The 26,738-nt window shown below is 40.7% G+C and carries 25 protein-coding genes and 1 tRNA gene; 10 read left to right on the forward strand and 16 right to left on the reverse strand.

Annotation, left to right across the window (positions count from 1 at the left end; translation table 11 throughout):
• The 5 genes from J2746_RS00610 to J2746_RS00630 form a co-directional block, all read right to left on the reverse strand.
• Complete coding sequence (locus tag J2746_RS00610) at positions 1 to 192, reverse strand: 4Fe-4S dicluster domain-containing protein (protein ID WP_209614806.1); 192 nt, start codon at positions 190 to 192, stop codon at positions 1 to 3.
• 1 nt (position 193) lies between these two features.
• Positions 194 to 1,627, reverse strand: a complete 1,434-nt coding sequence (locus J2746_RS00615) for a cytochrome c family protein (RefSeq protein WP_245249903.1) — start codon at positions 1,625 to 1,627, stop codon at positions 194 to 196.
• A gap of 113 nt (positions 1,628 to 1,740) precedes the next feature.
• Positions 1,741 to 2,109 carry a carboxymuconolactone decarboxylase family protein gene (locus J2746_RS00620; RefSeq protein ID WP_245249904.1) on the reverse strand — a complete coding sequence of 123 codons (369 nt, stop codon included), beginning with the start codon at positions 2,107 to 2,109 and terminating at the stop codon, positions 1,741 to 1,743.
• Between the two features lie 48 nt (positions 2,110 to 2,157).
• Complete coding sequence (locus J2746_RS00625; RefSeq protein ID WP_209614808.1) at positions 2,158 to 2,376, reverse strand: DUF2180 family protein; 219 nt, start codon at positions 2,374 to 2,376, stop codon at positions 2,158 to 2,160.
• Between the two features lie 8 nt (positions 2,377 to 2,384).
• Complete coding sequence (locus tag J2746_RS00630; RefSeq protein WP_091708670.1) at positions 2,385 to 2,624, reverse strand: DUF2180 family protein; 240 nt, start codon at positions 2,622 to 2,624, stop codon at positions 2,385 to 2,387.
• A 374-nt stretch (positions 2,625 to 2,998) separates the two neighbouring features.
• Here J2746_RS00630 and mer point away from each other — a divergent pair, with 374 nt between their 5' ends.
• The 5 genes from mer to tsoY all read left to right on the forward strand — a co-directional run bounded on the left by mer (position 2,999) and on the right by tsoY (position 7,583).
• Complete coding sequence (mer, locus tag J2746_RS00635; protein ID WP_209614810.1) at positions 2,999 to 3,979, forward strand: 5,10-methylenetetrahydromethanopterin reductase; 981 nt, start codon at positions 2,999 to 3,001, stop codon at positions 3,977 to 3,979.
• A 27-nt stretch (positions 3,980 to 4,006) separates the two neighbouring features.
• Positions 4,007 to 5,035 (forward strand): F420H2 dehydrogenase subunit FpoF, encoded by a 1,029-nt coding sequence (fpoF, locus tag J2746_RS00640; RefSeq protein ID WP_209614812.1) that lies wholly within the window; start codon positions 4,007 to 4,009, stop codon positions 5,033 to 5,035.
• A 12-nt stretch (positions 5,036 to 5,047) separates the two neighbouring features.
• Positions 5,048 to 5,575 carry a nicotinamide-nucleotide adenylyltransferase gene (locus J2746_RS00645; protein WP_209614817.1) on the forward strand — a complete coding sequence of 176 codons (528 nt, stop codon included), beginning with the start codon at positions 5,048 to 5,050 and terminating at the stop codon, positions 5,573 to 5,575.
• A gap of 69 nt (positions 5,576 to 5,644) precedes the next feature.
• Positions 5,645 to 6,286: a diacylglycerol/polyprenol kinase family protein gene (locus J2746_RS00650; protein ID WP_209614819.1), complete on the forward strand. Its 642-nt coding sequence runs from the start codon at positions 5,645 to 5,647 to the stop codon at positions 6,284 to 6,286.
• A 145-nt stretch (positions 6,287 to 6,431) separates the two neighbouring features.
• Positions 6,432 to 7,583, forward strand: a complete 1,152-nt coding sequence (tsoY, locus tag J2746_RS00655) for a selenoprotein TsoY (protein ID WP_209614821.1) — start codon at positions 6,432 to 6,434, stop codon at positions 7,581 to 7,583.
• A gap of 79 nt (positions 7,584 to 7,662) precedes the next feature.
• On the opposite strand, the gene J2746_RS14595 is transcribed toward tsoY, so the two are convergent.
• From J2746_RS14595 to J2746_RS00665, 3 genes are read right to left on the reverse strand one after another with little or no spacing between them, the layout of a single operon-like run.
• Positions 7,663 to 8,037, reverse strand: coding sequence for a PhzF family phenazine biosynthesis protein (locus J2746_RS14595; protein WP_425342638.1), 375 nt, complete (start codon positions 8,035 to 8,037; stop codon positions 7,663 to 7,665).
• Positions 8,034 to 8,435: a PhzF family phenazine biosynthesis protein gene (locus tag J2746_RS14600; protein WP_245249905.1), complete on the reverse strand. Its 402-nt coding sequence runs from the start codon at positions 8,433 to 8,435 to the stop codon at positions 8,034 to 8,036. The genes J2746_RS14595 and J2746_RS14600 overlap by 4 nt, the downstream gene beginning before the upstream one ends.
• Positions 8,435 to 10,456, reverse strand: coding sequence for a PAS domain S-box protein (locus J2746_RS00665; protein ID WP_209614822.1), 2,022 nt, complete (start codon positions 10,454 to 10,456; stop codon positions 8,435 to 8,437). Before J2746_RS00665 ends, J2746_RS14600 begins: the two co-directional genes overlap by 1 nt.
• Positions 10,457 to 11,077: 621 nt before the next feature.
• On the opposite strand from J2746_RS00665, the gene J2746_RS00670 reads away from it, so the two are divergent.
• Both J2746_RS00670 and J2746_RS00675 read left to right on the forward strand, forming a co-directional pair.
• Positions 11,078 to 12,217: a uroporphyrinogen decarboxylase family protein gene (locus tag J2746_RS00670; protein ID WP_245249906.1), complete on the forward strand. Its 1,140-nt coding sequence runs from the start codon at positions 11,078 to 11,080 to the stop codon at positions 12,215 to 12,217.
• Positions 12,218 to 12,275: 58 nt separating this feature from the next.
• The gene (locus J2746_RS00675; RefSeq protein ID WP_209614824.1) at positions 12,276 to 12,926 is read left to right on the forward strand and encodes a methyltransferase cognate corrinoid protein; all 651 of its coding nucleotides are present in this window, start codon (positions 12,276 to 12,278) and stop codon (positions 12,924 to 12,926) included.
• Positions 12,927 to 13,030: 104 nt separating this feature from the next.
• Here J2746_RS00675 and cysS read toward each other — a convergent pair whose 3' ends face one another.
• Both cysS and J2746_RS00685 read right to left on the reverse strand, forming a co-directional pair.
• The gene (cysS, locus tag J2746_RS00680; protein ID WP_342451745.1) at positions 13,031 to 14,482 is read right to left on the reverse strand and encodes a cysteine--tRNA ligase; all 1,452 of its coding nucleotides are present in this window, start codon (positions 14,480 to 14,482) and stop codon (positions 13,031 to 13,033) included.
• A 13-nt stretch (positions 14,483 to 14,495) separates the two neighbouring features.
• Positions 14,496 to 14,568 (reverse strand) — tRNA-Cys (locus J2746_RS00685).
• A 313-nt stretch (positions 14,569 to 14,881) separates the two neighbouring features.
• On the opposite strand from J2746_RS00685, the gene J2746_RS00690 reads away from it, so the two are divergent.
• The 3 genes from J2746_RS00690 to J2746_RS00700 are packed head-to-tail and all read left to right on the forward strand — an operon-like array spanning position 14,882 to position 21,977.
• Positions 14,882 to 19,975 carry a PAS domain S-box protein gene (locus J2746_RS00690; RefSeq protein ID WP_209614828.1) on the forward strand — a complete coding sequence of 1,698 codons (5,094 nt, stop codon included), beginning with the start codon at positions 14,882 to 14,884 and terminating at the stop codon, positions 19,973 to 19,975.
• Entirely contained in the window at positions 19,965 to 20,411 is a 447-nt protein-coding gene (locus J2746_RS00695; RefSeq protein WP_342451747.1) for a response regulator, read from the forward strand. The genes J2746_RS00690 and J2746_RS00695 overlap by 11 nt, the downstream gene beginning before the upstream one ends.
• Positions 20,412 to 20,414: 3 nt before the next feature.
• Positions 20,415 to 21,977: a hybrid sensor histidine kinase/response regulator gene (locus J2746_RS00700; RefSeq protein ID WP_209614831.1), complete on the forward strand. Its 1,563-nt coding sequence runs from the start codon at positions 20,415 to 20,417 to the stop codon at positions 21,975 to 21,977.
• Positions 21,978 to 21,979: 2 nt separating this feature from the next.
• On the opposite strand, the gene J2746_RS00705 is transcribed toward J2746_RS00700, so the two are convergent.
• The 6 genes from J2746_RS00705 to trpD form a co-directional block, all read right to left on the reverse strand.
• Complete coding sequence (locus J2746_RS00705) at positions 21,980 to 22,537, reverse strand: adenylate kinase family protein (RefSeq protein WP_209614833.1); 558 nt, start codon at positions 22,535 to 22,537, stop codon at positions 21,980 to 21,982.
• A gap of 49 nt (positions 22,538 to 22,586) precedes the next feature.
• The gene (locus tag J2746_RS00710) at positions 22,587 to 22,727 is read right to left on the reverse strand and encodes a hypothetical protein (RefSeq protein WP_209614835.1); all 141 of its coding nucleotides are present in this window, start codon (positions 22,725 to 22,727) and stop codon (positions 22,587 to 22,589) included.
• A gap of 108 nt (positions 22,728 to 22,835) precedes the next feature.
• On the reverse strand, positions 22,836 to 23,426 hold the full coding sequence (locus J2746_RS00715; RefSeq protein WP_209614837.1) for an anthranilate synthase component II: 591 nt from the start codon (positions 23,424 to 23,426) through the stop codon (positions 22,836 to 22,838).
• Positions 23,423 to 24,994 (reverse strand): anthranilate synthase component I, encoded by a 1,572-nt coding sequence (trpE, locus tag J2746_RS00720; RefSeq protein ID WP_209614839.1) that lies wholly within the window; start codon positions 24,992 to 24,994, stop codon positions 23,423 to 23,425. The genes J2746_RS00715 and trpE overlap by 4 nt, the downstream gene beginning before the upstream one ends.
• Complete coding sequence (locus J2746_RS00725; protein WP_209614840.1) at positions 24,987 to 25,664, reverse strand: phosphoribosylanthranilate isomerase; 678 nt, start codon at positions 25,662 to 25,664, stop codon at positions 24,987 to 24,989. The genes trpE and J2746_RS00725 overlap by 8 nt, the downstream gene beginning before the upstream one ends.
• A complete protein-coding gene (gene trpD / locus J2746_RS00730) occupies positions 25,642 to 26,679 on the reverse strand; it encodes an anthranilate phosphoribosyltransferase (protein ID WP_209614842.1) in 1,038 nt (345 codons plus the stop codon). Before trpD ends, J2746_RS00725 begins: the two co-directional genes overlap by 23 nt.
• Between the last annotated feature and the right edge of the window lie 59 nt (positions 26,680 to 26,738).

Consider the following 26,738-nt stretch of genomic DNA (forward strand, 5'->3'; position numbering starts at 1 on the left):
TCAGTCCAGTGTTATAGCTTCCTGTGGGCAGGCATCAACGCAGTTGCCGCATTCCACACAGTCGTCAGGTCGTGCAATAACGGATTTCAGATTTCCGTTCTCGTCTTCCTCTATGTCAATGACGTCTGTTGGGCATGATTCTGCACAAGCGCCAATTCCTTCGCATTTATCTAAATCTACTTCTGGTGGCATTTTAATTTTCTCCTTTACTTCTTTTGAAAATATACATCGTAATTCCAAGAACCATTAGAGTAGCAAATATCCCAAATCCCGGGGTACTTTCAGATTCCGGCTCAGGCTGGGTTCTTTCATCTGCAGGTGTGGATGGGTCGTAAATGATCGCGGACATTTCATTCATGTCAACGATTGGAACTTCCGTTTCTTCTCCCAGCAGTTTATCGATAAGTTCCTGTGGAGCTGACCTGTATTTCAGGGCAGTTTCGACTGTTACAGGATAAACAGCATTTTCAGGAAGAACAAATGAGTGTTGCTCTGTTACAGTTTCTTTCGGCCCTATCCTGTTATCCTCGAGAATGCTTTCTGCAAGCCAGAAACTCTTTGTTTCCTTGCCGTCACTATCTCCCAGAATATTGTTGTATATCTGCTTCGCATCAACGATGTTTCCATCAATATCAACGTTTCCGGCGTTGTATATGCTGTTTCCGTTTGCATCGGTGACTGTAACTTCCAGCCACATTTCCCTTATTTCGGAAACTCCTGTGGGAATATTATGCCCGGCTCCGGTATTTGTTATTGATACATCAATAAGGACTTCATCTCCTGCGGATGCAACTTCAGGTGCTGATACTTCCATAGTGGCAGCTTTTTGTAGTCTCTCAACTGCCATTTCAGCAACATTGTCTGCACCAAACATTGGGGGGATCAGTGTATTTGCACCCACAATATCATGTGAAGATATGTGTTCTCTTTTCGGAGCACTTGAACTTGCACGTCCGGGGTTTGCTTTGAATTCGGTTATTCCTTCTGTCATGTGACAGTCCTGGCACACTACATCTTCTTCAGCATACTGACTTTCTTTCCAGGTGGAATATGTATCGTCAATAACAAGTCCGTTAACAGGATTAATCACCTGATGGCACATTCCACAGTATTCTGACTGAGTGTAAAGCTCGAGGTATTCAGATTTATGATAGGCATCTCTTGAATCATTGAATGGTCCCCATTTTGTCTCTCCCGGAGTTACTGTGAATGGTGCGTTTCCCGTACCATTGCTTCCGGATACTACGTGGCAGAAATCACACTGTACTCCAAGTTTTGAAATATCAGACATTTCTGAACCATCAATTGGTGGGATCTCTCCACTGACAACTCCAATGGGTGTGTGACAGCGTGAGCAGAATTCATCCAGCGCACCATCTGTGTCATCACTTGCGATCTTTACTTCTTCAAGATAGAAAGGGTCAAGATATGCGTTAAAGTGCATTGTTCCTTCCCAGTCAGCGTAAATGATCGCATGACATTGTCTGCATTTACTTTCATAATCAAAATCTTCTGAACTGAATTCTCCTGCCTGGGTTGCAGGTGTTGCATTTGCAAAGTTCGCACTGATAAATAATATCATTATAATCGCAAAAAACAAACTACCTTTTACCAAATTCCCCCTCATGTCCTCTCCTCTCAACTATAATCTTATTTTATGTGCTAAAAGAACTGACTGACATTTATTAGGCAGTTTCTTTCAGCAAATCAGTAAAAGGGACAAAGTCCCTATTTATTCGTTTACTTCAGTTGTTTTAGTGCATCTCTGCATGCAGCAACTGCAGGAGCTCCGGATGTGATGAAAATAACATCCATTACTTCCATGATCTCTTCCTTTGTTGCACCGTTCTTCAGTGCGCTCTTCATCTGTGATATTACACAGCGTTCACACTGTTTGGATGCAACTACGGCAAGTGCCATGAGTATCTTTGTTTTTGCCGGAAGCGCACCATCTTTAAGCAACCTGTGGTTACACATATTGTATTTGTGTAAAAACTCAGGCTCAATTTCTCCAAGTGTTTCTAATATCTGTGGTGTGAATCCCAGCTTATCGGACATATCATCGATAATCTCTTTGTGTCCGCATTCTTTACCTCTTTCTCCGCACATCTTCTCTTCTCCTTTTGTTTAATAAAATCAGGGATGTTCCCATCCCGATTAATCGAATCCGTCTTCAATTGTCTGGTCAAAACAGTATTTGCAAAGAATTCTTGGTAGTCCCTTTGGAAGCCTTTGTACGTGAGGTGGCTGTCCGACAGACACAGGGAGCTCAAGTTCTTTGCAGTGATCGCTACAGAGACCTTTTCCGCAGGCTATGCAGATGCATGTTGCTTCTGTATCGTTTCCATCTTCCATGCAGTCATAACATTTCATCATGATATCACCTAGTAATTCTCCTTCAGGGCTTCATGACATGGCATACAGAGCACTTTTTTCCAGTGCTGTACGTCCTTGTAGTCACAGGAAATTCCCATTCCGCATTTCAACTTAATGCTGTATTCACCCTCCCATACAGGTGTTTCTTCTCTTACAAGGTGGTCCTTGCATACTCCTCTCCCGCAGATTATACAGACAGCAACAGTGTCACTGTCTTTTCCATTTTTTGCACATTCAAAGCATTTCATGACGATCACTCTGTCAATAAGTCGTTTGTTCGCAAATCTTTCTGTTCGTCATCTCTGCAAATGCAAATTGGATTTGCATTGTATTGGTATATGCAGTTCTATTGTACCGATATCCCCCGCAGATATGAATAATATTTCTTCTAACGTTAACTGGATATATCTGTAACGGTAAATACAGCTCCTTTTTTTACTAAGTGTTGTTGTCTTGCAATAAGCAATATATGTTATACTTATTGGAAGTTATTTTAGCAGTTCTTTAGTTATTGCTTCTACTCTTTTGGGTATTTGTCTATACCATTTGCTAAAATCAAACCAACAAAGTTTTAAATATGTATAGATACCTGAATAGGAACACACTTTACAGGAGGATTCAAATGACATTTGGAATTGAATTTGTACCAAGCGACCCGGTTTTAAAAATAGCTCACTATGCAAAACTTGCTGAACAGCAGGGCTTTGACAACGTATGGATCACAGACCACTACAACAACCGTGATGTCTATTCTACATTAACCGTGCTTGCAATGAACACAAACAGTATCAAGCTCGGAACAGGTGTAACAAACCCATACACAAGAAATGCAGCTGTAACCGCATCAAGCATCGGCTCTGTTAACGAGATCTCAGGCGGCCGTGCAATTCTCGGCCTTGGTCCGGGAGACAAGGCAACCTTTGATGCAATGGGTATTTCATGGGACAAGCCACTCACAACAACAAAGGAAAGCATTCAGGCAATCCGTGGCTTCCTCGCAGGAGAGAAAGTAACCCAGGATGGCGACATGGTCAAGTTCGGCGGTGCAAAGATGGCATTCAAGACCGGCGATGTACCTATTTACATGGGTGCACAGGGTCCAAAGATGCTCGAGCTTGCAGGAGAGGTTTCAGACGGTGTACTGATCAACGCATCACACCCAAAGGACTTCGAAGTAGCTGTTAAGCAGATCGCAGCAGGCGCAAAGAAGGCAGGCCGTGACCCTAAGGAAGTTGACGTAGCAGCATATGCATGTTTCTCAATTGACAAGGACGCTGCAAAGGCAAAGAGTGCAGCACAGATCGTAGTTGCATTTATCGTTGCAGGTTCACCTGACATGGTACTTGAACGCCATGGAATTGACCCGGCAGCAAAAGCTGATATCGGTGGCGCAATCGCAAAGGGTGACTTCGGTGCACTCATGGGCGGCATGGTCACAGATGACATGATGGACGCATTCTCTATCTGCGGAACACCAGATGACTGTAAGGCAAGGATCAATGAATTGCTTGACATCGGTGTAACACAGATCGTTGCTGGTTCCCCGATCGGACCAAACAAAGAGAAAGCTATCAAGCTCATCGGTAAAGAAATCATTGGATAAACAAGAAAAGAACGTCGGAGGCAGTTAATGGCCCATCCAAAAATATTAGAGGTCATTGAGCACGACGTCTGTACTGCTTGTGGGGCATGTGTTTCAGCATGCCCTGCTGGTGCTATTGTTATGAACAAGCATGCAGAAGTCCGTGACCCTGATAATTTAGAATACTACGTCAAAGGTGCAGCACCTGATGTATGTGAAGGATGTCTCACATGCGGAAGGCTTTGCCCGGTTATTGACGGATATGTGGAAGACGAATTCGCAAACGTAAAGGAGTTCTTTGGAGCAAAGAGCACTATACAAGGTCAGGATGGTGGTGTCACCTCTATTCTGGCAAAGGCTTTGCTCGAGACCGGTACGGTAGATTGCATTGTTGGTATCGCCAAGGATGACAAATGGGGTACTGAACTTATTCTTATGACCAAGCCGGAAGATGTCGACAGGACAACAGGTACAAAGTATACCTACGATTCCGTGCTTTCAGCACTAAGGGATCCTTTTGAGAAATACGATAAGATAGGCGTAATTGGCGTACCCTGCCAGGCACACGGCGCACGTCTCCTTTTTGAGAATAACAACGACAAGATCGTTGTGATCCTTGGTCTGTTGTGCATGGAGAGTTTCTATCATGACACCATGACAGACACTATCGTTCCTGAAGTAATGGGACTTAACCTTGAAGATGTCGTAAAGATGGACTTCGGCAAGGGTAAATTCTGGAACTACACAAAGGACGGCGAAGCCCACAGCGTGAAGATTCCGGAAGTTGCTCACCATGCAAGAAACCCATGTCACCACTGTTGTGATTACACTTCAGTATCCGCTGACATATCACTTGGTTCAGTCGGTACTCCCGATGGCTGGAACTGTGTGCTTATACGTACAGATGTAGGCAAGGAGATGTTCGAGCTTATCAAGGACAAGGTCGAGATCATGGAAGATCCGAAACCAGGAATGGATCTTGTTAAGAAACTTGCCAAGATGAAACACGATAACAACTCAGGACACTATTTAGAAGTGTGTGAGAAGTTCACATTCGATGAATGTGGCATTCACTGATGGTTATCACACATGCACATGAGAAGAGCGTTCTATATCGGACGCTTTCAACCTTTTCATCTTGGACATTACTCTTTAATAAAAGATATTGCACAGGATGTAGATGAAGTGGTAATTGGTATAGGCAGTGCGCAGAAAAGTCATGAGCCTAAGAATCCTTTTACCGCAGGTGAGCGCGTAATGATGATCAGGCATGCTCTTGAGGATGCTGACATCAAACATTACGCGATTCCTCTGGAAGACCTTCAACGAAATGCTGTGTGGGTCTCGCATATTATTTCTATGGCACCACCTTTTGATGTGGTCTATTCTAACAATCCACTTGTTGTACGTCTTTTTAAAGAATCCGGCACCCCGGTGGAACAACCTCCTATGTATCAGAGGGAAGGCTATTCAGGTACCGAGATACGTGAAAGGATGCTCAACGATGGTGATTGGCAATCTCTTGTTCCCGAAGCTGTTGTTGATGTAATAGATGAGATAGATGGTGTGAACAGGCTCAAAAGCGTATCTAAATCCGATAAGGATTACAAGGATTAGTTTTTCTTATAATTTTATACTCATAATTATTTTTAAATATCATTTTCTCCAATTCGAAAAGGAAGGAAAATGACAAAGAATAAAGTAGAAGATAATCCGGGTGGTGACTCCGAAAGAAAACTTGTACATGTGGTATCAGGTCTTGCTTATATACCTCTTGTGTATTTTTTCACAGAATTGTCTCTATATGTATTATTTTTCCTGGAGTTCATTTTCTTCTCGATTGTTGTTTCACTTGTACTCCTGAAGGCATACAGGTATCAACCGGTTTTTGATATGATACATCGATGGGGACGTAAAAAGGAAAACTATATCCCTTTAAAACCGACTTTGCTGGTCAATACTGGCATCTTAATAACATATCTTTTATTTCCTGTTAATGTTGTATGTGCTGCAATTGCAATAACTGCACTTGGAGACGGCATTGCCACTGTGGCAGGAGAGAAACTCGGTAAACACAAGTTGCCCTACTCAAAGAGAAAAACATATGAAGGCACCCTGGCAGGAATTATTGTAGCTTTTGCAGGTGCAGTTATTTTTGTCTCTCATGTTCAGGCACTATCGGCTAGTGTCGGTGCATTATTGATTGAGAGTGTTATTGGAAGGGATTTCATAACAGATTCATCCATAAATTCTTTTATCAATCTGCTGAAAAATGACAATCTGGTCCTTCCAATAGCTTCAGGATTTATTATGATTGTATTCGGATAATTGAGCTCGAATTCAGAGTACTTCTTTTTTTTTAAAATTATCATCCGCACTCAAAAATCCCTATATACTGAATCTTAGTATATATCTCTCCAATCAAAATTTAATTCATACACTTATATTATTCTCAATGTTTGGGATGGTCAACATGGATGCTAAGAAATTCACACCTCTGGCATTCCTGGCTTCACTCGGGGCTGGGGGTATCGCAGTAATGCCTTTTGTACTGATGCAATATACAATAGAACATGGTTCGGGTCTGATAACAAGATCACAGTTATGGGGAATGGACTTTACATCTTCGTATCAGGTATCATATTACTACCTGCTTGAATTTGTAATGGTATTGTTTACGTTCATACACTTTGCTCTAACCATAATATTTACAATTAAATTGCTAAAGTGGATGAGGACAGATAGTTATCCCACTCTAATAAAGGACCCCTTAAGGAATACAGGGATTCTCGCACCACTTATATCCTATTTAATGACAATGAATGTCCTCATTGGTCCTATAAGATACTTTTCGCCTTTCCTATCAGCTAATTTCTCATCCCTCTTTTACCCTGCAATGATATTCTGGTCCCTGTTCTTTTTACTGGTTATGTTCACTGAGATCAGGCTGCTTGAAATATCTTTCAAGAACGGATTTGATATCAACAAAATAAACTTTGGATGGCTTTTGCATCCTTTCCTTCTGGGAATGCTCACTGTTGTGGGAACAGGAATATCTGCAATGTCCAGCAATCCTGATATTGCAAATATAGCAGCTTTTATGTCTCTGATCTCCGGATCCATGGGAATTTTTCTCCTGCTGGTTAAAATGGTAATACTTTTCAAGAGCCACTTCCAGTCAACAGGTCTTCCGGAAAAACACTTTTTACCAAGCTTCCTGATAGTCATACCAAATATAACTCTTTATGCAATAAGCGGTTTCAGGCTTGGTCATTTCCTTGAAAGTACTTATGGATTTGAGCTGGGTGCTTATTTCTATCTTGTAGTAGGACTGTCTTTTGCATTTGAAATATGGTATATGCTGTTTGGTTTTTCTCTTTTGGTAGACTATTTCAGGAACAACCATTTCAAAGAATTCTATGTAACCCAATGGGGCCTGATATGTCCTCTGGTAGCATTTGCAGTTCTTGGCTCATTTGCACACAAGATTGTGTTTACCAACATCGTGCTTTATGTCGGTCTGGTAATTTTTATGCTTTTAACAATTCTGGTCTATTTTGAGTTGTTAAGCAAGCATATCAAATGCAGTCGCTCAAGCCATGCTAAGTTAAGTTGTGCTGTATAATGTCCTGAGAAAAATATGTCGTATTTCCGGTATTTAAGAATTGAAAACTGGCAGATGCCAGTTTATTTTTATTTTATTATCAAGAGTCCAGTATACTGCCTTCAATTACGGTGACAGCCTTACCTGAGATCAGCACTCTTTCTTTTATTACTCTGACTTTCAGGAATCCTCCCCTTTCTGAAGCCTGATATGCAGTAAAACTGTTTTTGTTCAGTTTCTTCATCCAGTAGGGTCCAAGACAGCAGTGAGTAGAACCAGTTACAGGATCTTCAGGGATCCCTATGGCAGGTGCAAAAAGCCTGGATACGAAATCATATTCATCCGACGAGGAAATAGAAGTCACACAAACTCCTCTGGTTGTGATCTTTGCAAGCCGGGAAAAGTCAGGTTTCAAATTTCTGATCTCTTCTTCAGACACAAGTTCTATCAGGTAGTCAAAGGCGTTTCTACCTATATAAGCTGTTTTTTCACATCCAGTGCTTCAAGGAGTCCATTAGATGCTTCTGTTTCTTTTACAGGTAGTTCCGGGAAGTCAAGTTCAATCCAGTCTCCTTTAAGAGTTGCAGTCAACAGTCCGCTTTTTGTGAAGAACTTTACAGTTTCTTCTTTTTCTTCAAATCCTTTTTCCCATAATATGTGTGAACTGGCAATTGTTGCATGACCGCACATATCTACTTCTGCATCAGGTGCAAACCACCGCAGCTTGTATCCATCATTTTCGGGATACAGGAATGCGGTTTCTGAGACTGCCATCTCTTTTGCAACGTTCTGCATCCATTTTTCATCTGCAGGCTTATTAAGAATACAAACTCCTGCTGGGTTACCTATGAATGGTTTATCGGTGATTGGCATTATATTTCATTTATCAGGTCATGAGATATGCCTATCATTACATTCTGTCCTTTCCACTTTCCCCCGCTGAATCTCAAAACCACTGGAACAAGTGATTGGTCTTTAGCTATTAGTGGAAAATTGAAGTATGATATCTCTTCATCGATTATATTAAAAAAGACACGGGCCGCTTCAAGATACCGTTTATGCGGTATCATTGAGATAATGTTTACTCCAATAAGTTCTTCTGCAGAATACCCCAACCTTCTTGATACTGCAGAGTTATAATTCAAAATACAACCCTCTAGATCTACTATTATCAGAATATCATCTAAAGCTTCAAAAATACCCTGAAGGTCATTAACATTATTCTGAAGCTCGATCTCAGATATCATGCGATTAATAAATCCACCTATCTGTGAGGCAACGTTTTCAAGAGAATTCCTGGAATCGTTAGAGATCTCGTTTTGACTGTGGGACATCAGCTTTATCATGGCAATAACATCATCCCCATATTTCAATGGGATAAGTGCTGTAAAATTCAACATTTCATCTGGTGATTCTGTAGCGGTCATTGCACATATTTCTGAGTGATCTTTGTAGACTATTTTCCCCATCATGACCAATTTTGTAAGTAAAGAGTTTGAATTATAATACGATGTATTCTCGATATATTCGGAAGATAATCCCTTGTGTGCTACTATATTCAGGCTTCCTGTGGATGTATCAACAATATACAGACAACCACAATCAAAAGGATCCATCTGGAGGGTCAGTTCCAGTAACTGTTCATAGGTTTCCTGTATATTTTCATTGAATGCGAGGACGTTTCCAAGTTCACATTGAAGTCTCATGAATCCATTTGATTGGATACTGCTGGTGATATCAACAATAATTCCTTCAATGAACTCTATCTTGCCCTCATCACGTTGAATAAAAGTTCTTTCGTTCACCAGACGAACTTCACCTGATTTTGTCAGGATTCTGTATTCCTGATCAAAGCATGTCTGATCAGATTCTATGAACTCTGTGGATCTGGCTTGAACTGTTACCAGGTCATCCGGATGGATAATTTCACCGTAAAGAAGTTTACCAGATGTGAAATCTTCTGCAGAATATCCGAATTGCCTTATGTTCTCTGACACAAACTCTACCGGCCAATTATGTTCGACCTTCCATAGGAAAACAATCATCGGACTGCTATTAACAATATTTCCAAGAGCTTGCTGCATTTCATTTGAGTGCTTCAGTTCATCTGTATATTTCTTGAGTGCTTCTTCGGAGTTCTTACGCTCGGTAATATCGCGAACAAAAGAAAAAATGTATTGAACATCTTCAAATTCCAAATAGCTTAATGAGATCTCTACAGGAAAGATTCTTCCATCTTTTGTGTAGTGTTTAGATTCCATTTGCAATGATCCTTGTTGTTTAACTTTATTCCACAGATCATTCCATTTGTTCTCTGGAAAATCCTGACTTATGTCGAAGACTTTCATTGAAAGCAGTTCTTCCCGTGAATAACCATAATTATTACAGACAGCTTCATTAACGAACATGAAACTGGCATCAGGAGCTATCCAGAAAGCAGGTTCCATGCTGTGATCAATTGAATGCTGCATAAGGCGGAGATTTTTTTCTACCACTTTACGTCTGGTTATATCACGACTAAAAGAGAATACATATTCAAAATCTTTGTACTGCAGATAACTATATGTGATCTCTACGGGGATTACATTCCCTTCTTTTGAAATATGGATCGTTTCCACGGTTCCTATCTGCGCTTTTTTCATAAGGTCCCATTGCCCTTTCCACATATTCTCTGAAAAATAAGGGTCGATATCAAAGACCTTCATTGAAAGCAGTTCTTCCCGTGAATAACCTAATTCATCGCATGTTGCTTCATTGACATATATAAAACTAGCATCTGAAGTGATCCATGAAATAGAATCAATACTATGATCAATTGAATATTTTGAGAAAAACAAAGCGTTTTCTTCATCTATATGTTCTATAGTGCTATTATCGGGTTTTGTGGAATGCATTTTGTAGCCCATTTGTTATTTGATTAAGTATGGTCTTTACCAATATGAACTGTCAATGCTGATACTTTGAATCATGATATTTTTTATTTAATTATATTATTCGATTTGTACTTTATAAGAATATCACTAATTTAGATTGTCTTTTCACATGTATGAAAAGAGACCGAATGTTGCCCCACGTTACATAGATGATATAATTGATTTTAGCTGATAAATAGCATTTTAACAAAAATATGTGTTTTTTCAGACCAATAGTATTATATATTGTATTAACTTTTGCACAAAGTGCAACTAATATGCAATGAATAATTTTAATGTCATCCTTTTTTTAAATTTACTTGTTTTTTGATAGCAATCTTTCATCTGCTATTAATAATTTTTCCTCGTCCTGGTAAGGTAACAAGTTCTCTATAAAGTTTAAGCATTACGATTTCGCAACTCTATAATAACACATATTATATTCTATTATTATTCTACGATGTTGTGTTTTTTACTTCTTCTCCAAAATGAGTTATATATTATTTTTGGTACACTCGCATTGCGCAATGCTTATATTTTGATTTTTTTAGACTTTTTAATTAGGACAAAAACTACGCTCAAAAGTTTTGTCCGGGAAATAACATGAAAACAACGAAAAACGCGCAATATATTGGTATTGTAGGTGTAAAAGGAGGTAAAGAATTAATGACACAAAGAATGACATCGCCTGAACGAATGATGGCTGTTATGTCTGGAAAAAGACCTGATCGTGTACCAGTAATTCCCTTTGCATTAGGATACTCTTCACAGGTTACTGGTGTATCTCTGGGTGATTGGTATGCGGATGGTGATAAATGCTTTGAGGCTCAGTTTGCTTCAATGCGTTTGCACGGTTATGAAGAAACACCAATGTACGGATATGCATCTATGGGAGCTTTGGAATTTGGTGGTGAGATCGAATATCCATATGGAAAAGGTCAGGGTGCTCCGTTTGTCAAGAAACATCCTGTGAATACTATTGAAGATATTGATAAGCTTCAAGTGCCTGATTTTGAAAAGGAATTGCCTGGTGCATATAAGCAAGCTGATAAATTAGCTTCCAGATGTGCTGAGATGGGTATGCCTGTTTCCGTACAGGTAGGAAGTACTTTCACTGCGGCATCAGTTGTTGCCAATACTTCTGAGTTTATTAGCTGGCTTCTTATGGAACCGGATGCGGCTCATTTACTGCTTGGTAAAGTATGTGATATGTTCATCAATGCCATAGATTATTTTGTTGACAAATATGGTGCACAGAAGATGCTTCCATTTGACGGAGGTCCTTCTGAATCTAACACACTGATATCTGCTGAAATGTTTGAAGAGTTCGCATATCCATATATGAAAAGGATACATACCCATCTGAAAGAAGCAGGCGTTAATTCCGTACTCATGCACCCATGTTCAGACCAGAACAAAAATATCCCTCACTATGTGAAACTAAGAACTGAGATGGACTGGTCTGGAAAATATGTCTGGTTGTTTGGTCCTGAAACACCTGTAAAAGCTCAGATAGAAGCATTCGGTGACCACGATGTGGTTTGTGGTAACATCAATCCTTCCCTCTTCCTCACAGAATCATATGAGGATCTGGTGGAGATCTGCAAAGAGAACATACTTGAAGGAATGCATTCTCCTTCGGGATATATGCTGGCTGCAGGGTGTGAATTCCCTCCACATGCCCCTCCTATTAAATTAATGGCTATGATGGATGCTGCGGAAACATATGGGAGGTATGAATAAACATTCATTATTTTTCAAAGTTTAATTTTCATATTTGAAAGTACATGGGAGGATAAATATGTCTGACAGGGAAATCTTGAACAAGCTAAGTGACAGGCTGGTCAATCAGGATATAGAAGGCTGTAAAACCACAACCTTGGAAGCTCTTGATGCGGGTATCAGTGCTTTTGATGCGATAAATGAGGGTCTTTCAGTGGGCATGAAAATCGTTGGTGACAAATATGAATTAGGGGAACTTTATCTCCCTCATATTATGATGTCCGCAAAAGCTATGGATGCCGCAATGGAAATTCTCACTCCGATCCTTGAAAAAGAAGGTACAGGTGAAAATATCGGAACTGCTATCACATTTGTACAGGAAGGTGATATCCACGAAATAGGCCATCGTTTGGTTTCTATTATGCTGGGTGTTAATGGTTTCAATATAGTTGACCTTGGAGTGGATGTATCTAACAAAACTATTATCGAGGAGATTAACAAGCATAACGGTGACAAAATACTTCTTGCAGGTTCTGCACTGATGACAACTTCAATGCAGGGTCAGAAAGACACTGTGACTGCTATTGAAGAACAGGGGCTTCGAGATTCCGTTAAGATAATGTTTGGTGGCGCACCGGTTTCTGAAAAGTGGGTTAAGGATATTAGGGCGGATGCAACGGCAAAGAATGCAGCAGATGCCGCCCGTGTTGCAGTAGAACTTATGAAATAAAAATCCACTTTCATTTCATATTTTATTGTCTGTTTGCACATTTATTGAATTTCATTATCGAATATTTTGATTGAAAATTTGGAAATGACTAATTACTCCAGAGGTTAGGATGATTCTCTTCTCCATCTCACACCGTCTTTTCCATCTTCGATAATGATACCTTTCTCCTGAAGTTCATCACGTATGGAGTCAGCCTTTACCCAGTCTTTTTCAGCACGTGCTTTTTCCCTGATTTTGATCAGTTCATTGATATCCTCATCTGAAATTCTGCTGTCCTGTTCTTCTGAACCGGAATTGCTGTCGTCTTCAAAGATTCCAAGCACTTGATTTATTTCCGAATAGAAATCCAGCACATTTTCAAGGGAGGATTTTCCGGGTTTTTCATTTGCTATTATAGAATTGACCTTACGGCTGAATACGAAAAGATTACCAATTGCTTCCCTTGTATTGAAATCATCATCCATGGAATCTACAAATGCAGATCTGTTTTCATCGATCAGGTCTGATATGCCGCATTCATCGTCATTATCCGGTGCTTCATAGATAGCGTGTTTTACGTTTGAGATCGTATTCAATAATCTCTTTCTTGCTCTTCCTGCTTCTACAAGTGCATCCTCACTGAAATCTATGGTGCTTCTGTAGTGAGTATAAACAATAAAGAACCTGATAGTCCCGGGGGAGAATTTAGCAAGAACCTCTTTGATGGTAAAAAAGTTTCCAAGAGACTTTGACATCTTCTCCTTATCAATTGTAAGAAAACCATTGTGAATCCAGTACTTACTGAAAGGGTGCATTCCTGTGCAGCTTTCGGATTGGTGTATCTCTGCTTCATGGTGAGGGAATATGAGGTCAAGTCCTCCGCCATGAATATCCAGTTGCTCAGAGCAGTATTTCATGGACATTACTGAGCATTCGATGTGCCATCCCGGTCTTCCTCTTCCCCAGGGACTATCCCACCCCGGTTCGTCTTCAGGAGAACCTTTCCAGAGTACAAAATCAAGCTGGTATCTTTTATCATCTTCAACATCAACCCTGCATCCGGAACCTTCCATTAAACCTTCAACTGTCTGGTGGCTCAGTATCCCTATTTTTTCAGGAGAACTATTGAGGTCATAGTACACATTTCCTTTCGGGGTCGAGTAGGCAGCACCATTGTCAATAAGTCTGGTTACTGTATCAATGATGTCTTTAATGTGTTCTGTCACTTTGGGACGGACATCAGGGTCAATAACTCCAAGCGCCTGCATGTCCTCTTCAAAAGAAGCTGTGAACTTTCTTGAAAGTTCAAAAGTATCTTCATCACTCTCTTTCGCCCTGTCTATTACCTTGTCATCGACATCAGTTATATTTGAAACATAATTGACATGGTATCCTCTGTATATAAGATAACGTCTGATAACATCAAAAGAAACATAACTTCTGGCGTGTCCCAGGTGGCAGTGGTCATAAACTGTGGGTCCGCAGACGTACATATTAACTTCATTTCCTTTTAAGGGTACAAAATCCTCTGTTTCTCTTGTCAATGTATTGTAAACTCTAAGCACCACAGTAAACACCTGATAAATAAAATGCCGAGAGAGAGATTCGAACTCCCGAAAAACCGCTCTGCAGGCGGTCACATTAGCCACTCTGTCATCTCGGCAAGTTGTTATAATAAGATTTTAAAAATCCTATACAGCATACTCTATTAATCTATTTATGCTTTCTTGTTAATTCAGTTTGGAAATTATTTACATGATCTTCAATATATGGTGGCCCAACAGTAAAAATATTTATATGCAATAATGTTCAATAGTTACTCCATTGGTATAGTGTATTATTATGTGTTTTCTCACCTTATTCCTGCTTTCAGGGTCAGTAGGCAACTGTTTTCATGGCAGCTTTAAGGTAGAATTCTAGTTCAATTGTCTCTGACAGAGTATGTCTAAAGCAGAATGAAGGAGTGTCAAAGGGAGATGTCTTCTGGATCTGAGAAGACTTTGAGTGATCTGCCACGTATGGGTCAGGCTCACATTGCGTTGCTGGGTGCAGCATTCACATTAGTTCTATTGATACTGATTCTCTGGCAGGCCAGTACAATATATGAGGAAAATCTGATATTTAGCAAGCAAGCCGAGATAGATACACAATTGTTGTCTAGTGGCAACTCTCTGGAAAACCAGATATATCAGTATTTTTCCCTTCTGGAAGGTCTTGATGCATTTGCCAGGGCAAATCCCACAGAAGAGGCAATGAATAAGCATTTTCCTTTATTTGCTTTCGGCTTGTATTCCGGGTCACCAGCTATTCGATCTATTGAGATATATACTAATTTTTCAGAAACCTATGTTTATCCGGTAACAGGTAATGAAGTTGCAGTTGAAAGGACAATGGCTGATCTGATCAATGATGAGCGGCCATTGGTTCGTGATGATGTACAGGGTGCAATCCATACCCGGCAAATGGTAGTTACCGGACCTTATGAAATGCAGCGCGGTGGTCAGGGAATTGTAGCTCGTCAGGCTGTTTACATCAATGATTCTCTGTGGGGCATCGTTTCAATTGTCATCGATGTACCGTCTTTGCTGAGTGAGTCCGGTTTGGTTTCAGGTACTGAACACATAGAAGGTATGGCTTTACGTGATGATTCCGGACAGTTGCTTTTTGGATCGAATGGAACATTTTTATTGGAGCCGCTTATATATTCTGTTGCTCTTCCATCAGGCAGCTGGGAACTTGCTGCTGTTCCGAAAGGCGGATGGGAGAATTCTGTTGCCGATACTCAGGGGATATTTGAAAAAGGTGGTATCATCATTGTTCTTCTTTTAACATTACTTGTCTATCTTCTGCTGAACTATGGTGTTTCTCTTAAAACACAAGTATCTGAACGCACTGCTTTACTCAAAGAATCTGAAAACCGTTATCTTCATCTCACAGATACCGCAAGGGATTTTATAATTGTTCATGACCTGGAAGGAAGAATTCTATATGCAAATAGAATAGCTGTGGAGTTCAGTGGCTATAGTGAAGACGAACTCCTCTCTAAGAATGTAACTCAATTTGTTGCTCCTGATGAAATAGAAAAGATGATAAACCGCAGGTATCAGCGTATTGGGGATGACCGGGAGAAGTACCTTTATGAAACAGTATTCATTGACAAAAATGGAAATGAGATTCCTGTTGAAGTTAGCTCTGTTCCAATGGAAGGAAAGAATGGCAAGCCTAGCATTCTCATTATAGCACGTGATATCACTGAGCGTAAAAAGACTCAGAGTGATCTTCTAAAATCGGAGGAAATGTTTGCCACAGTATTCAACACTGTACCTGATGGTATTATGCTTTCTACTTTTGAAGGAGAGATTATTAGTGTTAATGAAAGTTTCCTTAAAAATCAGGGTTTTTTGCAAAATGAGCTGCTTGGAAGCTCTATATGTGATATAAATTTGTGGATAGATTCTGATATTTGTGAAGAGTATATGGAGAAGTTAAATTTCCATGGTTTTGTCAGAAACTTTGAGTCTGAAATAATTACAAAAACAGGTGATATACACCCGGTTATCATTTCAGGGGACATTATTCCAACTAATGATGAAAGATACATATTGACAGTATTCAGGGATGTTACTGATATTAAACATACAGAGGATGAATTGAAGAGAAGCAAATCCCTGCTTGATGAAGTAAGTGAGATAGCAAATATCGGAGGATGGAGTCTTGATGTTTCCTCCGGTAATATCACCTGGACTCCGGAAGTATTCAATATCCATGATATGGAACCCAGGGATTCAGTAGATGTAAAAGAAGCTATTGATTACTATGCTCCAGGTTCCAAAGAAATCATCAGCAAGGCTGTTAAAGATGCCGTTGATAATGGTGAACCTTATGCTCTTGAACTCGAACTGATAACTTCAAAAGGAAAGCATAAATGGGTTCGTGCAAGTGGTCGGCCTGTTTTTACTGATGGAAAAGTAACGAAACTTATCGGTTCTTTCCAGGATATTACAGAGCGAAAGAATGTCGAGCTTGCTCTTCTTGAACAGGAGCAATTGCTAAAAGAAATGGGAAACGTTGCAAAAATAGGCGGTTGGGACTTTGATGTTAACTCCGGTACATCAACATGGACCAGTGAGGTTGCAATAATACATGATCTTGACCCTGACATAGAAGCCAATGTAGACCTTAGTTTGAAATCTTATACTCCTGAATCCCGTGAAATCTTATCTGAGGCATTTAACAATGCTGTTGAAAAAGGAGAACCTTATGACCTTGAACTTGAATTCATTTCTGCAAAAGGTGTTCATAAGTGGGTACGAACCGGTGCACAGCCTATTTTCATTGATGACAAGGTTGTCAAAGTTGTTGGATTTTTGCAGGATATTACACATATCAAAAAGGTGGAGTTTGAACTCCAAAAACAGGGAGTTCTGCTTGATGAAGTTGGTGATATTGCAAAGATAGGTGGCTGGGAATTTGATGTAAGTACAGGAGAAGGTACCTGGACACCTGAAGTTGCCAGAATTCACGGGTTAGACCCTGATGATCCTACAAGTAAGGATGTTGGTTTAAGTTTCTTTGTATCGGAATCAAAAGAGAAAATCCAGACTGCTATCCGGGATGCTATTGAAAAAGCACAGCCCTATGATCTGGAACTGGAGCTGATATCTGCAGATGGTGTCAATAAATGGGTACGTACTCTTGGACGTCCGGTTCTGGAAGATGGCAAAGTTGTAAAACTAACCGGTTCCATGCAGGATATCACTGATAGAAAACTGGCTGCTGACAGATTGCTTGAGAGTGAGCTTCGAGTAAAAAAGAAGCTTGATGCTATTTTAGAACCTGAGGGTGATTTAGGGGAACTGGATCTTGTCGATATCATTGACATCGAAACCCTGCAATCGATAATGGATGAATTTTACCGGCTCACAAATATAGGAGGGATGGCAATACTTGACCTCAAGGGTAATGTTCTGGTAAACATTGGTTGGCAGGATATTTGCACAAAGTTCCATCGTGTTCATCCCGAGACCTGCAAACATTGTATTGAAAGTGATCTTGAACTTACTAGGGGTGTAGAACCAGGGACATACAAGTTCTACAAGTGCAAGAACAATATGTGGGATATGGTGACTCCCATAGTTCTGGGTGGTATCCATATAGGTAACCTCTACGTTGGGCAATTTTTCCTTGATGATGAAGAGATACCCTATGACACATTCAGGTTACAGGCAAAGAAATATGGTTTTGATGAAAAGGAATACTTAGAAACTCTGGACAGGGTTCCACGCTGGAGCAGGGAAAAAGTGGATTCATTGATGACCTATTATTCTCTTCTTACCAATCTAATATCCACTTTAAGTTATAGTAATGTCAAGCTTGCAAGAACCCTGAACGAACGCGATGAACTGCTTGCCTCACTGCGTGAGAGTGAAGAACGCTTCCGTGCAACATTCGAGCAGGCTGCAGTTGGAATGTGTCTGGCCAACATGGATGGTTTTTTAATCCAAATGAATCAGCGTTTTTGTGACATAACAGGTTATGGTCATGAGGAACTTATCAGGATGAATTTTGCCGATGTTACCTATCAGGAAGACATAGGTAAAGAATTATCCATGGTTGAAGAGCTGGTTTCAGGAGAAAGAAATGACTATTCTATTGAAAAGCGTTATGTTCGCAAGGACAAGAATATAATATGGGTTAAAGTTACTGTTGCAATTGTAAAATCTTCTGATGGTAAACCTCTGTATTTTATCGCTATGATAGAGGATATTGATTCCAGAAAGCAGGCTGAAGCAGAGATTCTTCAATACAATGAACGTTTGAATATGCTTCACCATATAGATACGGATATTATTTCTTCTGTATCCAGTGAAAAGATTGCAGAAAAAGTTGTAAAACAACTGCGGAAACTTGTTCCATGTGATTCTGCCCGTTTGAGATTGTTTGATGCGAGCACAAAACAAGCTGTAATTCTGGCGGCGGACTCAGATAAGCCAACTAAATTATCCACAGGGACACACAACTCCATTGATTCTTTCTTATTATTTGATAAATTGCTTTCTGGAGAAACATTACTTATACCTGATATTAACAAACAAATTAAAAGCGGCACTCAAATTTCAAATGTAGTTCTTGAAGAAAACATTAGATCATGCCTGGTTGTACCACTTATTATTGAGGATGAATTAATAGCTATTCTGAATCTTTCATCCACAGAATATGATTTCTTTACAAAGGAACATGAGCAACTTGTAGAAGAGGTAGCTAAACAGCTTTCAATAGCTCTGCACCAGTCTAAGCTCAGGGAGCAGATTAGCCAGCATGCAGACGAACTTGAACAGCGTGTGGTTGAACGTACTTCACAGCTTGAAGCTGCCAACAAGGAACTTGAAGCTTTCACCTATTCTGTTTCACATGACCTGCGTGCACCTTTGCGTGCAATTGATGGTTTTTCGAGGATCATAACAGAGGATTATGAATCAAATCTGGATGATGAGGGAATGCGTCTTCTCAATGTTATAAGAACCAATACACAAAAAATGGATAAATTGATTACTGATCTCCTGGGGCTTTCAAGGGTCGGAAGAAATGAAATGAATTGTGTACAGGTGAATATGAGATCGCTGGTCAGTTCTGTGCTCAATGAATTGATGGCAAATGAAGAAAAAGATAATTTCGTGTTCAATGTTTCTGATATTCCGGATAGTTATGCAGATTCGGCTCTTATAAAACAATTATGGACCAATCTTTTGTCCAATGCCATTAAATACAGTTCTACACAGGAAAAAGCAATCGTAGAAGTTGGTTCTTACACCGAAGATGGTATGAATGTCTACTATATAAAAGACAATGGTGTGGGATTTGATTCCAAATATGTGCATAAGCTCTTTGGTATATTCCAGCGTTTGCACAGTGAGAAAGAATTCCCGGGAACAGGTGTGGGACTTGCAATTGTTCAGCGTATAGCTAAAAGACATGGTGGGGATGTCTGGGCAGAAGGTGAATCAGATAAAGGAGCTACATTTTACTTTTCATTACCTGTAAAAGATGGAGGAGATATGTGTGGAGAATGAAGTGGAAATTGTACTGGTAGAGGACAATCAAAATGATGTTGAATTAACTCTAAGAGCATTGAAAAAGAATAAAATCTCAAACAATGTTGTTGTTCTTGGGGACGGGGAACAGGCTCTTGATTACCTGTATGGCAGAGCTGAGTTTGAGGCTCGAAACGCAACCTCGAATCCACGTCTCATTTTACTTGACCTTAAACTTCCAAAAATGGATGGTCTTGAGGTTCTGAAAGTAATAAAAAGTGATCCGGATAAAAAAATGATTCCTGTAGTAATGCTCACCTCATCGAAAGAAGAATCTGATGTTGTCAAAAGTTATAGTCTGGGTGTTAATAGTTACATTGTAAAACCTGTGGATTTCGATAATTTTGTGGAAGCAATTCGTAATATTGGTTTCTACTGGTTATTGATGAATGAATGTGCATTTAAGAAGGATTGATGTATGGAAAGCGAGCCTGAGATACGCATATTGTTTGTAGAGGATGTCCCTCCGGACGCAGAGCTTGCAGAGAGGGTGCTGGCTAAAGACGGACTTGATTTTGTCTCAAGGAGAGTTGAAACTGCTGATGAGTACCTGAAGGAACTCGAAGTATTCAGACCTGATATTGTTATCTCAGACTACAGTCTTCCTGTATTCGATGGAATAAGGGCTCTCAGATTACTTCTGGAATATGATAAAAGTATACCTTTCATAGTTTTTACCGGCTCGATAAATGAGGAAACAGCAGTAAAATGCATGAAAGAGGGTGCAACTGATTATGTCCTGAAGGACCGAATTAAAAGACTCCCTTATGCTGTCCGGGAAGCCTTGTCCAGTAAAACTGTTATGATTGCAAAAGAAAAGGCAGAACAGTCATTAAAAATAAGTGAGAAACGGCTTCAGCTTGCAATGGAAGTATCGGAACAGGGTCTGTGGGATTGGAATATGGATACCAATGAAGCATATTTCAGTGCTGAGTGGTACTATATGTTCGGGTATGGGCCGGATGAGCTTCCTCGTACATTTGATTCTTGGAAATCGCTGCTTCACCCTGAAGATAAGGAAATTGTTATCGAGAGGCTGATGGATCAGATTATGAACCTTGAAAGCTTTGAAATGGATTTCAGAATGCGCTCCAGTTCCGGTAAATGTATATGGTTGACCTGCCGTGGAAAACCATTTGAAATTGACAATGAAGGCCGTCCACATCGTGTTATCGGCACATGCATCGATATCACTACAAGAAAACTTGCCGAAGAGCAAATGATACGTGCCAGGATAGCGGCTGAAGAAGCAAATAAATACAAAACCGAATTGCTGGCAAACATTACCCATGAGCTTAAAACACCGTTAAGTTCGGTAATTGGTTTTTCTGATGTTTTGCTGGAAGGTATTTCCGGGAAGCTCACAGAGCTTCAGGAGGAGCAGGTTGATATAATAAACAAAAGTGGCAACAGGTTGCTGGAACTTATCAATAAGATGCTCGACCTGTCGCGGATCGAATCAGGACGGATGGAACTTGTTTATGAAACCTTCAGTCCCAAATATATATTATCTGTGGTAGTTAACAGAACATTTTCCGTGGCAGCTAAAAAGAATATTTCTGTGAATACAACGATTGATCCTGAAATAGGAGAGATTAAGGCAGATCCGAATAAGTTAACAGAAATTATTTTTAATCTGCTGGAAAACTCACTGAAATTTACAGAAGAAGGAGGGGCCGTAACAATAGATGCCAGTAAAGATGATTTTTATATTTATATTTCAGTTACTGACAGCGGTGTAGGCATTCTTAAAGAGGATCAGGAGAAGATATTCGAACCGTTTGTACAGGTAGATGGCTCCACAAGCAGGAAATACGGAGGAGCAGGTCTGGGATTAGTGCTTGTAAAAGAATATGCTAAAATGCACAATGGTGAGATTACAGTAGAAAGTGAATATGGTAAAGGCAGCACATTCACGCTTAAATTACCTGTCTGTCCGGTTGCAAATATGATCCATGATCCATTTAAAGATCAAGTATAGGACTAAAATTCGTTAAAAAAATAATTGCTCCAGTCAATAGAACCCGGTCTGAACTCTTCTTCCAGCTCCTCAGTATTGCCGTATCGAAGTCCCCTGATTATTTTTCTGATATCCTTTAGTGTTTTGTCTTCAGTTCTGTTGCTGGTGTTAAGTTCAAAGACCTTCTCACACCACTCAACAGCTTCTGCAAGAATTATGTCCAGGGCTTCTGCTTCGAGATTTTCCCTTACCTTCTCTTCGGAATAATTCCTTTTTTGAAGCCTTTCTTTTAGTATTGCAGGGTCTGTCCTCAGTACAATTGCAATATCAGTTATGTGGTGTGAAAGGTGACTATCAACAATGGTCACAGGATATGACCTGTCATGGAGCTCCAGAACTCTGTCATAAACCTGATCCATGTCAGCAACAACACAGTCTCTTTCAGTATCCACTTCTGAGTAGAGTTTATCTTTTTTGATCAGTTCGTTGAGATGGATTACCTGATAAAATCGATCCTCTTCAAGCAATCTGGTCACTGATGTTTTTCCGGTTCCCGGTGTTCCTGTGATACCGATAAGCATAGTTAAGAATAAACATCCTAGTGCTTAATTATTTTGATTCGATAGAACATCAGTTTCCCTGAAGTCTGGAAGGTTCTATCCAGAATTCACGGTTTCTTGAAGAATCAACGGACTTTCGTGAACCTGTCCAGCGTTTTCTCCAGGAGGATTCCCATGGTTTATTTTTTGGATTAATGCCGTATTTTCCCAAATGAATACTTCCTCCTTTGTGTTTTATATTTTATGAAATCACAGAGAATCCTCTACAATCTGAAACAAAAACGATTGCAGAATAAATTACTCTGCAAACATCAATCAGCTAGTTCTTGTGCCTCTTCTCGGCTATTTTCAGGAAATTCTTGATGATCCATAGTCCTTCCTCGGTAAGTATGGACTCTGGATGGAACTGGACGCCGTATACAGGATATTCCCTGTGTTCAATTGCCATGATTATATCATCTTCTGTCTTTGCAGTGACTTTAAGGTCATCTGCCAGTTTCTCAATAGCAAGCGAATGGTATCTTCCGGCCTTGAATTTATCTTCAAGTCCTTTAAAGAGCGGAGATTCCTCATGGCTGATGTCAGATGTCTTCCCATGTATTGGCCCTCCTTTTGTATGACCGATGGTTCCACCGAATGCGGTGTTTATTGCCTGGTGGCCAAGACATACTCCAAGAACAGGTTTTTCCGGCCCTAATTCCCTGATAACATCAAGACATGATCCAATGTCCTCCTTTTTGTGAGGTGTGCCCGGTCCGGGTGATATCACGATAGCATCAGGATTAATGTCCTTTACTTCTTCAAGGGAAATAGTGTTAGGAACGACCATGGTATCAGGCTCGTATATGGAAACATAGTCCACAAGATTCCAGACAAAAGAGTCTTTGTTATTTATGAACAATACTTTCATTGTTTTCCTCCTATTGCCTTTATCATTGCAGCCATTTTCCTTTCCGTTTCGTTGTACTCGTAAGTGGGATCCGAGTCCGCCACAATACCGGCTCCTGCCTGTACGTAAGCTGTGTTATTCTTGATAAGCACTGTCCTTATGACAATGGCAAAGTCAGCATCACCGTTCCATGAATAATAGCCTACGCCGCCGCCATATATGCCTCTGGATTCGGGCTCAAGGTCATCTATTATTTCCATTGCCCTTATCTTCGGAGCTCCCGAAAGTGTGCCTGCAGGGAATATTGCACGTGTGGCATCGAACTGGTCACACTCATCCCTGAGTTCACCGCTGACAGTACTTTCTATGTGCTGCAGGTGTGAGTATTTCACCACGCTCATGAGGTCATCAACTTTAACTGTTCCGCCCTGCGAGACCATTCTGACATCGTTACGACCAAGATCAACAAGCATCACATGTTCCGCACGTTCTTTCTTGTCATTGAGCATCTCCTGTGCCAGTTTCCTGTCCTCTTCATCATTCTTGCCACGTGGACAGGTTCCTGCGATAGGGTTGGTAATGACTTTCCTGTCAAAGACGGTCATGAGTGTTTCAGGACTCGCACCTACAATACCTATGTCCTTGAAATTGAAGATGTACATGTAAGGACTCGGATTGATGTTCCTGAGCCTGATGTACAACTGAAGTGGTGTCTGCTTCATTTTAACAGTGTACCTTCGTGCAGGAACAACCTGGAAAATATCACCGTCAATGATATGCTGTTTTGCAATCCTGACTGCTTCTTCATAGGTGGCCTGATCCACATTGGCAACAGGCTCATCTGAATCTGCTGCAGGAATGTCTTCACTGATACTTATAACTGCAGCCATCTGAAGTGACCTTTCCATAAGTTGAGCTTCAGATTCAGCATGTTCGTAAACTTCTTCAAGGTCGCTTGATTCTGTAACGAATGGTGTGATCACGATGTACGTTTCGTTTGTTATGTGATCAAAGACAAAGGTCTTTGACATGATGGCAAAATGCATGTCAGGAACATCTGCATCAGGTTTCTTGTCCCTGTCTAACCATGAATCGTAAACAAGGTCGTAGCTGTTGTAACCTATAGCTCCTCCCAGGAAAGTCTGCCTGTCAAAGCGCGTCTGATTGAGCATCTGGGTTCCGGTGCTTGTGGGATATATTTTCCTGAAAGCTGCTAAGCAATCGTCACCTTCGTTCACCTTTACCCTGAACTTGCCACCGATAAGTGATTCCACATCACCCATTGCCTTGAGCTTGTTGTAGATGTGTTTTGTAAGTTCGGAGTTCATCTGGCACTCGATGGTGATGTATCTGTCTTTTATAGATACGACCATCTCAGGTTCGTAGCCTACAAATGAATACCTTGCATGCCTTTTTTCCTTCTCTACGGATTCAAGTAGATAGGAATGTCCCGCGTTCTGCAGGGTTGCATAGAGCTGTAGCGGGCTGCAAATACTATCCACCTTTGTCATGAGCTGCACTATGGCAGGCTTCTGTGAATTTTCAACGAGGTTTTTGAATTCCTCTTTGTTAAGATCAAAATCAACCATTGATACACCTTGCTTCTTCTATAAACCTGCATACCTTTGCAGGGTCTTTCTTTCCATCTGTTTCCACACCTGAAGCTGTATCCACGGCAAAGGGCATTACCTTTTTAACCGCGCTCCTGACATTATCAGCTTTCAGTCCACCGGCCAGTATCACCGGAGCTTCCGTGTTCTCTACTACTTTTCTGCTTACAGACCAGTCGTGCACAAGTCCTGTGCCACCACTTGCGCCTGCCTTGCCGGAATCAAGAAGTATTCCGTCTATCAGGTCACTCTCGTAAAGGGAATCTATATCTGCCATCATTTCTGATGGCAATTCCCTGCATTCCACCGGCACGACAAATGTCCTGATTATCTTCTGGTGTGTGTTGTTACGTATGATAGCTATTTCATCTGCGCTGAGATTATTATGAAGTTGAACTACATCCGGGTTGACCTTTTCGATAAATTCCAGTGCTTCCTTGCCGCTTGATGGCATTATCACAAGCACCGAGTCTACAAAGAAAGGCACTTTTCTGACAAGTTCTGCGGCATTCTTTGCGTCCAGTTTCCGGGGTGTGTTTACAGGAACCTCTGTGATGAAACCCACAGCATCGGCTCCACAGGTTACTGCCAGTTCAATGTCCTCAGCAGTTCTCATCCCGCATATCTTAACTCTGGGTAGATGTTTCATCTATGACTCCCTGAATATTGTCATCATCACTGAATTCTATCAGTTTTGCCAGTGCTTTGCCGCTGTCAAGAACTTCCTCTACCATAGGAACTGCTTCTTTGACTGAGGCTGCCTTTCCGGCAACATAAAGAGCTGCGGCTGAGTTCATTACGATGATATCTCTCTTCGGCCCCTTCTCACCATTTAATATTCTTATAATATCTATTGCATTCTCCTTAGGTGTGCCGCCTGCAATATCTTCTGGAGTTGTCCTGTTGATTCCAAGTTCTTCCGGAGTGAGTGTGTAGGTAGTTATATTTCCGTCTTTGAGTTCAGCAACGTATGTCTCTGAGAAATTGGATATTTCGTCCATGCCATCACCGTGGACTACCATTGCCCTGTCAACTCCAAGCTTTTTCATTACCTGGGCAAAAGGCTCGCAGAGACTCCTGTCAAATACACCGACAAGCTGCACTTTTGCATTTGCAGGGTTTGTGAGTGGTCCTAGAATGTTGAAAACTGTCCTTACTCCCATTTCCTGTCTTATGGGTCCGACCCTTTTCATTGCAGGATGGAAGATCGGTGCGAACATGAATCCGATTCCGTTCTTTTCTATGGATTCGGTTACTTCTTCAGGTGCTTTGTCTACTTTTATCCCGAGTTCTCTCAGGACATCGGCACTACCGGAAAGTGAAGTAATGGAACGGTTACCGTGCTTTGCAACAGCCACACCGGTTGCTGCGGTAACGATTGCAGAGGCGGTTGAGATATTGATTGTGTTGTGTTTGTCTCCTCCGGTTCCCACAACATCCACAAGTGCCCCCTCAACTTTCGGAGCAATTGTGTTTGCAGCTTTCTTCATGCCGGTTGCAAAACCCGCGATCTCATCCGGGGTCTCTCCTTTCATTTTTAGAGCAATGAGGAGACCACCTATCTGTGCGTCTGTGGCCTCTGTGAATATCTTTGTGATAGCGTCCTCAGCTTCTGTAATTGTAAGGTCCAGTTTTTCACTTACTTTCTTGATGTAATCCTTCATGTTAGCACCCTCTAACGCAATAATGTATATAATTGTACAATAGTGAGTAAAGATGTCTA

Origin of the sequence: Methanolobus bombayensis, from assembly GCF_017873415.1 — an archaeon.
In the GTDB taxonomy this organism is placed as follows: Archaea; Halobacteriota; Methanosarcinia; order Methanosarcinales; family Methanosarcinaceae; genus Methanolobus; species Methanolobus bombayensis.

Bases quoted from the DNA above. Each gene is read 5' to 3' on its own strand.
- J2746_RS00625 (WP_209614808.1), bottom strand. From the start codon at position 2,376: ATGATGAAATGTTATGACTGCATGGAAGATGGAAACGATACAGAAGCA.
- J2746_RS00630 (WP_091708670.1), bottom strand. From the start codon at position 2,624: ATGAAATGCTTTGAATGTGCAAAAAATGGAAAAGACAGTGACACTGTT.
- trpE (WP_209614839.1), bottom strand. From the start codon at position 24,994: ATGGTTGATTTTGATCTTAACAAAGAGGAATTCAAAAACCTCGTTGAA.
- J2746_RS00705 (WP_209614833.1), bottom strand. From the start codon at position 22,537: ATGCTTATCGGTATCACAGGAACACCGGGAACCGGAAAAACATCAGTG.
- trpD (WP_209614842.1), bottom strand. From the start codon at position 26,679: ATGAAGGATTACATCAAGAAAGTAAGTGAAAAACTGGACCTTACAATT.
- J2746_RS00620 (WP_245249904.1), bottom strand. From the start codon at position 2,109: ATGTGCGGAGAAAGAGGTAAAGAATGCGGACACAAAGAGATTATCGAT.
- J2746_RS00645 (WP_209614817.1), top strand. From the start codon at position 5,048: ATGCACATGAGAAGAGCGTTCTATATCGGACGCTTTCAACCTTTTCAT.
- J2746_RS00650 (WP_209614819.1), top strand. From the start codon at position 5,645: ATGACAAAGAATAAAGTAGAAGATAATCCGGGTGGTGACTCCGAAAGA.
- J2746_RS00615 (WP_245249903.1), bottom strand. From the start codon at position 1,627: ATGAGGGGGAATTTGGTAAAAGGTAGTTTGTTTTTTGCGATTATAATG.
- mer (WP_209614810.1), top strand. From the start codon at position 2,999: ATGACATTTGGAATTGAATTTGTACCAAGCGACCCGGTTTTAAAAATA.
- J2746_RS00690 (WP_209614828.1), top strand. From the start codon at position 14,882: ATGTCTTCTGGATCTGAGAAGACTTTGAGTGATCTGCCACGTATGGGT.
- J2746_RS00675 (WP_209614824.1), top strand. From the start codon at position 12,276: ATGTCTGACAGGGAAATCTTGAACAAGCTAAGTGACAGGCTGGTCAAT.
- tsoY (WP_209614821.1), top strand. From the start codon at position 6,432: ATGGATGCTAAGAAATTCACACCTCTGGCATTCCTGGCTTCACTCGGG.
- J2746_RS00665 (WP_209614822.1), bottom strand. From the start codon at position 10,456: ATGCATTCCACAAAACCCGATAATAGCACTATAGAACATATAGATGAA.
- J2746_RS00715 (WP_209614837.1), bottom strand. From the start codon at position 23,426: ATGAAAGTATTGTTCATAAATAACAAAGACTCTTTTGTCTGGAATCTT.
- J2746_RS00700 (WP_209614831.1), top strand. From the start codon at position 20,415: ATGGAAAGCGAGCCTGAGATACGCATATTGTTTGTAGAGGATGTCCCT.
- J2746_RS00725 (WP_209614840.1), bottom strand. From the start codon at position 25,664: ATGAAACATCTACCCAGAGTTAAGATATGCGGGATGAGAACTGCTGAG.
- J2746_RS00670 (WP_245249906.1), top strand. From the start codon at position 11,078: ATGAAAACAACGAAAAACGCGCAATATATTGGTATTGTAGGTGTAAAA.
- fpoF (WP_209614812.1), top strand. From the start codon at position 4,007: ATGGCCCATCCAAAAATATTAGAGGTCATTGAGCACGACGTCTGTACT.
- J2746_RS00610 (WP_209614806.1), bottom strand. From the start codon at position 192: ATGCCACCAGAAGTAGATTTAGATAAATGCGAAGGAATTGGCGCTTGT.
- J2746_RS14600 (WP_245249905.1), bottom strand. From the start codon at position 8,435: ATGCCAATCACCGATAAACCATTCATAGGTAACCCAGCAGGAGTTTGT.